This window comes from Nocardioides sp. NPDC057577 (genome assembly GCF_042801335.1).
GTDB lineage: Bacteria > Actinomycetota > Actinomycetes > Propionibacteriales > Nocardioidaceae > Nocardioides.
The window spans coordinates 1-7,953 of the sequence record NZ_JBHVGB010000227.1; the positions used below are offsets into that span (position 1 = coordinate 1).

A 7,953-nucleotide genomic window follows, 5' to 3' on the forward strand; every position below is an offset into this window, starting at 1 on the left:
CCCTCGCCGCCGTTAAGATGCCTGCGTATAGACGGCCGAGTCGGCTCGATCTAAAGAGTCGTCTAGTCGTATGGGGGGGTATTTTTGAGCCGACTCGGCGTGGGTCTGGCGGGTTCCTAGCCCAGGTCCGCTCGGGTGCCGGCGTCGCGCTCCTCGGCGGCGGCCAGGATCACTGCCGCTGCGGCGGCGTCCTGGACGCCGACGCCCACGGAGAGGTAGGTGATGACGTCCGTCTCGCCGCGATCAAGAGTGGCTGTGCCGGTCAGGAGCGAGCCGAGGTCGATGATCTGGTCCGGGTCGACCGAACCGGAGGCGATGGCCTCGACGACGGGGCCGGAGTCAGTCAGCGCGGAAGGGCGGTAGTCGACGACCGCCTTGGAGCGGGCCAGCAGGGACGGCGGCAGCTCGACACGGTCGGGGGCGAAGGAGCCGACGCTGGCCACGGTGGTGCCGTCGGTGACCCAGGCGTCCTCGATCACCGGGGTGAGGGACGAGGTGCAGAGGACGACGATATCGGCGTTGCGTACGGCCTGTTCCAGGTCTGACGTCGCCGTGGCACCGCGCTCGGCGGCGATCTCGGCGGCGGCCGGGTTCCGGCCGAAGACCTGTAGGTCGGCGCCGGGGTGGGTCACCGCGAAGGCTGCGAGGTGGGCGCGGGCCTGGGCGCCGGTGCCGACGACGAGCACGTTCACGGCGGACGGCGCGACCTGCTGCATGGCGAGCGTGGTCGCGGCCGAGGTGCGCAGCTCGGTGACGCTGTCGCCGTTGATGATCGCGCGCGGTGCGCCGGTCTCGGCGTCGAGGACCGTGATGACCGAGTGGACGGCACCCAGGCCACGGGTGGCGTTGGCCGGGTTGACGCTGCCGAACTTGCTCACCGCGGGGGCGTCGGGGGCGATCCGCGAGGAGTAGCAGAAGGAGACCGACGAGTCCGGCCCCGGGACGAGCAGCCGGGGAGGCTGGACGGCCTCCCCGGCTCCGAGTCGGGTGAATGCCTCGCGCTGGGACTCCAGCGCGAGGCGGGGCGTGAAGATGCCGCGTACGTCTGTGGCGGAGAGGATCCTGACGGTCACCCCGCCACGCTAGTCCCTCAGACGGTGGCCTTCTCCGGGGTCTCCTCGAGCGCCACGTCCTTGGTCTCCTTGCCGATCAGCAGCGAGATCAGGGTGATCACTGCCATCACGGAGAGGTAGACGCCGACCAGGACGGGCGAGCCGTCGGCCTGCTTCCACAGCGCGACCGCGATGAACGGCGCCACCGCGGCGCCGAGGATCGAGGCGACGTTGTAGGAGATGCCGGAGCCGGTGTAGCGCACGCTGGTCGGGAACAGCTCCGGCAGCAGCGCGCCCATCGGGCCGAAGGTGAGGCCCATCAGGGAGAAGCCGAGGACCAGCCAGAGGATCACGCCGACGGTGCCGGCGTTGACCAGCGGCACCCAGGCCAGGCCGAAGACGATGATCCCGAGGGTGACCGCGATCAGCAGCCGGCGGCGGCCGAAGCGCTCGGCCAGCGGCCCGGAGACCATGGTGAAGATGCCGAAGAAGATCACGCCGAAGATCAGCATCAGCACGAAGGACGTGTAGCCGTAGCCGAGGCCGGGCACCGGGAGGTCCGTGGCGGCGGTGCCGAACGACAGCGAGAACGCGGTCATCAGGTAGAAGAGGACGTACGTCGCCAGCATGAAGAAGGTGCCGAGGATCAGCTGCTTGCCCTGGTTGCGCACGACCGAGGCCAGCGGGACCTTGCGGACCAGGCCGGCATCCTGGCTCTTGGTGAACACGTCGCTCTCGACCAGACGCAACCGGACCCACAGGCCGACGATGACCATGACCGCCGAGAAGAGGAACGGCACACGCCAGCCCCATGCCAGGAAGGCGTCCGACGGCTTGGTCGGGTCGGCGCCCTCGGCGGAGAGCAGCGCGGCGATCGCCAGGAACAGGCCGTTGGAGAGGATGAAGCCCAGCGGCGCGCCGAGCTGCGGGAACGTACCGTAGATCGCGCGCTTGCCCTCGGGAGCGTTCTCGGTGGCGACCAGGGCGGCACCGCTCCACTCGCCGCCGAGCGCGAAGCCCTGGGCCAGGCGCATCAGCACGAGCAGCGCGGTGGCGACCCAGCCGACGGTCTCGTACGTCGGGAGCGCACCGATCAGGAAGGTCGCGATGCCCATGGTGAGCAGCGAGATCACCAGCGTCGTCTTGCGGCCGAGACGGTCGCCGAGGTGACCGAAGAAGATCGCGCCGATCGGGCGGGCGACCATCGCCGCGCCGAAGACGGCGAAACTCGCCAGGAGCGCGGTGGTCGGGTCGCCGGCCGGGAAGAAGAGGGCGGGGAAGACGAGGACGGCTGCGGTCGCGTACGCGTAGAAGTCGTAGAACTCGATCGTCGTCCCGATGAGACTGGCGACGAGCACGCGGGAGCGTGGGTTGGCCGGTGCGGGGGTGGCGGACATGGTCTCTCTCCGAGGTCTGGAAGTGCCCGCGCTCTCGCGGGCCGTCCCATTATATGAGAGTGCAATATCGGTTAGTGAGACGGGTTCGGGTTGTGGTCGCCGGCGATGGGCGCTGGCCGGTGGTGACCTGGCGGTCTGTGACAATGAGCGAGTGAATGCGACTGCCTCGGATCTGGCGAATGAGCTGCGCAACCAGGGGATCAGCCGGGTCGACGACTCGCCGCTGGCCCGGGCGCTCTACTCCAGTGACGCGAGCCTCTACCGGGTCGTGCCCTCCGTCGTCGTACGGCCGCAGTCCCGCGACGAGCTGCTCGCCGTGCACGCGGTGTCCCGTGCGACCGGGGCGCCGGTGACGATGCGAGGTGCGGGCACCTCGATCGCCGGCAACGCCGTCGGGTCCGGGATCGTCGTGGACACCCGGGACCTGCGGACCATCTACGAGATCGACCCCGAGGCGCGGACCGCGCGGATCGACCCGGGCGTCGTGCACGCCGACCTGCAGCGGGCGGCTGCCCCGCACGGGCTGCGGTTCGGTCCGGACCCGTCCACGCACACCCGCTGCACCATCGGCGGGATGATCGGCAACAACGCCTGCGGCAACCGTGCGCTGGGCTACGGCCGCACGGTCGACAACATCGAGGCGCTGACCGTGCTCTTCGGCAACGGCGAGCAGGCGGTCTACGCGGACGGAGTCTCCTCGGGAGAGACCGCGGAGCGGCTCCAGGCGCTCGTGGGTTCTCACCTGGCGCACGTACGCACCGAGTTCGGCCGCTTCGGCCGCCAGGTCTCGGGCTACTCGCTCGAGCACCTGCTGCCCGAGAAGGGCGGTCGGGTCGACCGGTTCCTGGCCGGCACCGAGGGCACCCTGGCGACCGTCCTGGAGACGACCGTGCGGCTCGTCGAGGACTCGCCCGGGCGGCTGCTGCTGGTGCTCGGTTACCCGACGATGGCGGAGGCGGCCGATGCGGTGCCTTCGTTGTTGGCGGTGGCGCCGGGGCGGCTGATCGCGTGCGAGGGGATGGATGCCCGGATCGCCGACCTGGTGCGTGCCAAGGGCCGCCCGGTGCCGGATCTCCCCAAGGGCGCCGGCTGGCTGATGGTCGAGGTCGCCGGTCAGGATGCTCCTGACCTGGTGCAACGTCTTGCTGCGGAGTCGGGCGCGCTCGAGTCTCGGCTGGTGTCGGACCCGGCTGAGGCGGCTGCGTTGTGGCGGATCCGCGAGGACGGTGCGGGTCTCGCCGGGGTCTCGCTGCCGACACCGGCCCACTCCGGCTGGGAGGACGCCGCGGTCCCGCCGGAGCACCTCGGCGCCTGGCTGCGGGACTTCGAGGGGATCCTTTCGGACTTCGGGCTGCACGGCTATCCCTATGGCCACTTCGGCGACGGCTGCATCCACTGTCGCATCGACTTCCCCTTCGCCCCGGACTCGCCGGAGTCGGCGCAGGTGTTCCGGGAGTTCATGACCGCGTGCGCCACGCAGTTGGTCACCTATGGCGGCTCGCTGTCGGGCGAGCACGGTGACGGGCGGGTGCGCTCGGAGCTGCTTCCTCTCATGTACGACGCCACCTCCATCCAGCTCTTCGAGCAGGTCAAGGGCATCTGCGACCCCTCGGAGCTGCTCAACCCGGGCAACATCGTGCGGCCCGCCTCGATCACCGACGACCTGCGTCCGGTGCGGCCCCGTGCCCTTCCCCGGACCGGCCTGCGGCTCGTTCACGATCATGGTGACCTGGGTGCCGCGGTGCACCGCTGCACCGGCGTCGGCAAGTGCGTCGCCCCGAAGACCGCCGGCGTGATGTGCCCCTCCTACCTCGCCACCCGCGAGGAGAAGGACTCGACCCGTGGACGCGCGCGGGTGCTGCAGGAGGCGCTGGACGGGTCGCTCGTCGGTGGGCTCGGCGACCCTGCGGTGGGCGAGGCGCTCGACCTGTGCCTGGCCTGCAAGGGGTGTGCGTCCGACTGTCCCACGGGCATCGACATGGCGACGTACAAGTCCGAGGCGCTCTACCAGAAGCACGACGTCCTCGGGGAGCGGCGGCCGCGCTCGCACGCTCTTCTCGGGCAGCTGCCGAAATGGGCACGGCTCGCGGCGCCGTTCACCCAGATGGCCAACGCGTCGCTGAAGATCTCGCCGCTCGCCAAGATCGCCAAGAAGACCGCCGGCATCGACCAGCGGCGCTCGATCCCCGCGTTCGCGCCGAAGACACTGAAGCGGTCGGCGCCGACCGCGAAGCTCCCCGAGACCCCGGACGTGTGGATCTGGGCCGACTCCTTCACCGACCACTTCTTCGCCCAGTCCGGTCATGGCGCGATCGCGTGGCTCGAGTCGCAGGGCCTGACCGTGCGCGTGATCGGCGAGAAGGCCTGCTGCGGGCTCACCTGGATCACCACCGGCCAGCTCGATGACGCGCGCGCGATCATGGAGAAGACGGTTCGTACGCTCGCGCCCTATGTCGCCTCCGGCGTCCCTGTCGTCGGTCTGGAGCCGTCGTGCACCGCGACGCTGCGGTCGGACTCGGTGGAGCTCTCGGCGCTGCCCGAGGCCGAGGTCGTGCGTAGCGGGATGCTCACGTTCGCCGAGCTGGTGACCCGTCTGGTGGCCGAGGGGCGGGTGACACTGCCCGACCTGACCGGCGTCGAGGTGGTCGCGCAGCCGCACTGCCACCAGCACGCCGTCCTCGGCTGGGCGGCCGACGAGGCGCTGCTCGTCAAGACTGGGGCGAACGTCACCCGGGTCTCCGGATGCTGCGGCCTCGCCGGCAACTTCGGGGTCGAGGAGGGGCACTACGAGGTGTCGGTCGCGGTCGCCGAGACCCACTTGCTCCCGGCCGTCCGGTCCCACCCCGACGCCGTCGTCCTGGCCGACGGGATGTCGTGTCGCGTCCAGCTCGACGACCTCGCCTCGGTGCCCACCATGCACCTCGCCGAGCTCTTCGCCTCGCGCGTCTGATCCGCGGACGGGGCCGGCAGGCTCTGTGTAACACGCTGTTCGTAGGACTACTCGCCCTATTGGAACGACCTGATAGTCCTACGAACGACGTGTTACATGCGTGACGGCACCCCTCGGCGTACACCGTGGATGGGTGTTGCTGCCCGGCCCGCGCCTAGACTGAAGCGGTGAACCCGCGTTACCGCCGAATGATCATTCCCGGCGCGCTGGTCGCCCTTCTGCTGGTGGTCGTCATTGCCGGGGTGCTGAGTTGAGCAGAGAGTCCGAGCCGCTGCTGCGGGCGCTGAACCGGATGCGATCGGTGATCCTGGATCCCGAACAGCTGGTCAAGGCCGTCGCGTCGGGCAAGCAGCGTGGCAGCACGCCGAAGTGGCGTCGCGCCGAGATCCGCTACGTCGACCTGAAGGCCGGTCGACACCTGCAGATCACGACGTACGACGCGACCCAGGCGTTCACCGCGAATCATCCCGTCGGAGATAGTTCGGCACTGGATGATCTCCTCGATGAACCGTTCGCCAACTGGATCGTGACGACGGCGACCGAGCAGACCCAGATCCAGGCGAAGTCGCCGACGACGGCGCTGGTCTCGACCACGGAGCTGACCGCGCCGGTCGAGGTCGAACGAGGCCATGACCAGGCAAAAGAGCGGCTGCTGCCGGAGTCCGACCCGGTCTTTCGGGTGCTCGGGCTCTCGGACAAGGACGGGAAGCTCAAGCCGTCGCGCCAGGCGAAGTACCGCCAGGTCGAGGAGTTCCTGCGCCAGCTGGACGCCGCCCTGACCGACGCGATGAAGTCCGGCAAGGTCCGACAGCCGACCGCCGAGGATCCGCTGCGCATCATCGACCTGGGTGCCGGCAACGGCTACCTGACCTTCGCCGCCCAGCGCTACCTCACCGAGGTCCGCGAGCTCGCCGTCGTCGTCACCGGCGTCGACGTCAAGGAGCAGTCGCGGGAGCACAACTCGAAGATCGCCGCCGAGCTCGCCAAGGAAGTCGGATACAGTCACGCCGAGTTCGTGGCCGGGACGATCGAGGGCGTACAGCTCACCGAGAAGCCCGACGTGGTGCTTGCTCTGCACGCCTGCGACACCGCCACCGACGACGCCCTCGCCCGCGCGATCGAGTGGGAGGCCCCGCTGGTGCTGGCCGCGCCCTGCTGCCACCACGACATCGCCGCCCAGCTCCGCAAGGCCCCGACGCCGGCGCCCTACTCCATGCTCACCCGCCACGGCATCCTCCGTGAGCGCTTCGCCGACACGTTGACCGACGCGCTGCGCGCGTCGCTGCTACGGCTCGCGGGCTACCGCGTCGAGGTGGTGCAGTTCGTGGAGAGCCAGCACACCCCGCGCAACACCATGCTCCGCGCGATCCGCACCGGCTCGCCGGTCAAGGGCGGCTCGGTGAAGAAGGAGTACGACGAGCTGGTGGCCGAGTGGAACGTACGTCCGAAGCTCGGCGAGCTGCTCTCCGGGCGATGAAAGCGGTCGTCGCCGCCGCGGGCGCGCTCGGACTGGTGCTGCTCACGTCCGTGCCTGCGAGCGCGGCCGGCGACGAGGTGCTCTTCGCATTCTCCGACCCGACGATCAGCGAGGCCAGTGCGCTGACGCCGCTCGGCAAAGGTCTGTACGCCACCACCAACGACTCCGGGGACAGCGGACGCGTCTTCACCGTCGACTCGCGAGGTGACACGGTCGGCGTGACCCACTGGGCTGCCGACCCGGTCGACGTCGAAGGCCTCGCGCCCGCAGGCGGCAACCACGTCTGGGTCGGCGACATCGGTGACAACAACAGCGTCTGGGACTCGATCAGGATCGCGAAGGTGCGTGTCGGACGGGGCGAGCGCACGGTCTCGCCGACCGTCTACGAGCTCGTCTATCCCGACGGGCCGCACAACGCCGAGTCCCTGCTGGCTCACCCCGACGGCCGCGTGTTCGTCGCCACGAAGGACTGGGGAGGCGGGCGGCTCTACGCTGTGCCGAAGCGCCTCGACCCCGACGCCCCCAACCGGTTGAAGGAGGTCGCCCCGGTCATCCCGATGGCCACCGACGGCGCCTTCTTCCCCGACGGCAAGCACCTGGTCGTACGCGGCTACTACTCCGCCACGATCTACGACTGGCCCTCGATGGACCGGGTGGGCTCGTTCCGGACCCCCGACCAGGAGCAGGGCGAGGCCATCGGCGTCACCGCGAAGGGCGAGATCGTCGTGACCAGCGAAGGCATCCGCGCCGAGGTGATCCGGGTCGACCCCGAGCTGGTGAGCGAAGTGCTCGGCGACGAGCCGTCCCCGACGCCTGACCCGAACACGGCCGACCAAGCCGATCCGGCGAGTAACGACGAAGCCGAGAACAAGGACGGCGACCCGGACGCCGGCGGTTCGCTGGGACCGGTCGCGCTCGTGGCGCTCGCCGTCGCTGCGTACTTCATCTTCCGCAAACGCAAATAGCGCCGAGCCGGATGGCACCTCCCGCTGGTCGAGCCGCCGGAGCCGCTAGGCGGAGGCGTGTCGAGACCAACACGGTGACCTCCGCGCTAGATCGCACCGTGTTGGTCTCGAC

Annotated in this window: 5 protein-coding genes; 3 read left to right on the top strand and 2 right to left on the bottom strand. The window is 69.8% G+C overall.

What is annotated here, in order from left to right; translation table 11 throughout:
- Positions 1–116: 116 nt before the first annotated feature.
- Complete coding sequence (locus ACFU7D_RS27220; RefSeq protein ID WP_378873245.1) at positions 117–1,073, bottom strand: ornithine cyclodeaminase family protein; 957 nt, start codon at positions 1,071–1,073, stop codon at positions 117–119.
- 17 nt (positions 1,074–1,090) lie between these two features.
- Positions 1,091–2,449, bottom strand: coding sequence for an MFS transporter (locus tag ACFU7D_RS27225; RefSeq protein WP_378873247.1), 1,359 nt, complete (start codon positions 2,447–2,449; stop codon positions 1,091–1,093).
- Between the two features lie 151 nt (positions 2,450–2,600).
- Here ACFU7D_RS27225 and ACFU7D_RS27230 point away from each other — a divergent pair, with 151 nt between their 5' ends.
- From ACFU7D_RS27230 to ACFU7D_RS27240, 3 genes are all read left to right on the top strand, one after another.
- Entirely contained in the window at positions 2,601–5,399 is a 2,799-nt protein-coding gene (locus tag ACFU7D_RS27230; protein ID WP_378873249.1) for an FAD-binding and (Fe-S)-binding domain-containing protein, read from the top strand.
- A gap of 250 nt (positions 5,400–5,649) precedes the next feature.
- A complete protein-coding gene (locus ACFU7D_RS27235; protein WP_378873251.1) occupies positions 5,650–6,876 on the top strand; it encodes a class I SAM-dependent methyltransferase in 1,227 nt (408 codons plus the stop codon).
- A complete protein-coding gene (locus ACFU7D_RS27240) occupies positions 6,873–7,841 on the top strand; it encodes a hypothetical protein (RefSeq protein ID WP_378873253.1) in 969 nt (322 codons plus the stop codon). Before ACFU7D_RS27235 ends, ACFU7D_RS27240 begins: the two co-directional genes overlap by 4 nt.
- The last annotated feature ends 112 nt before the right edge of the window (positions 7,842–7,953 follow it).

Bases quoted from the DNA above. Each gene is read 5' to 3' on its own strand.
- ACFU7D_RS27225 (WP_378873247.1), bottom strand. From the start codon at position 2,449: ATGTCCGCCACCCCCGCACCGGCCAACCCACGCTCCCGCGTGCTCGTC.
- ACFU7D_RS27240 (WP_378873253.1), top strand. From the start codon at position 6,873: ATGAAAGCGGTCGTCGCCGCCGCGGGCGCGCTCGGACTGGTGCTGCTC.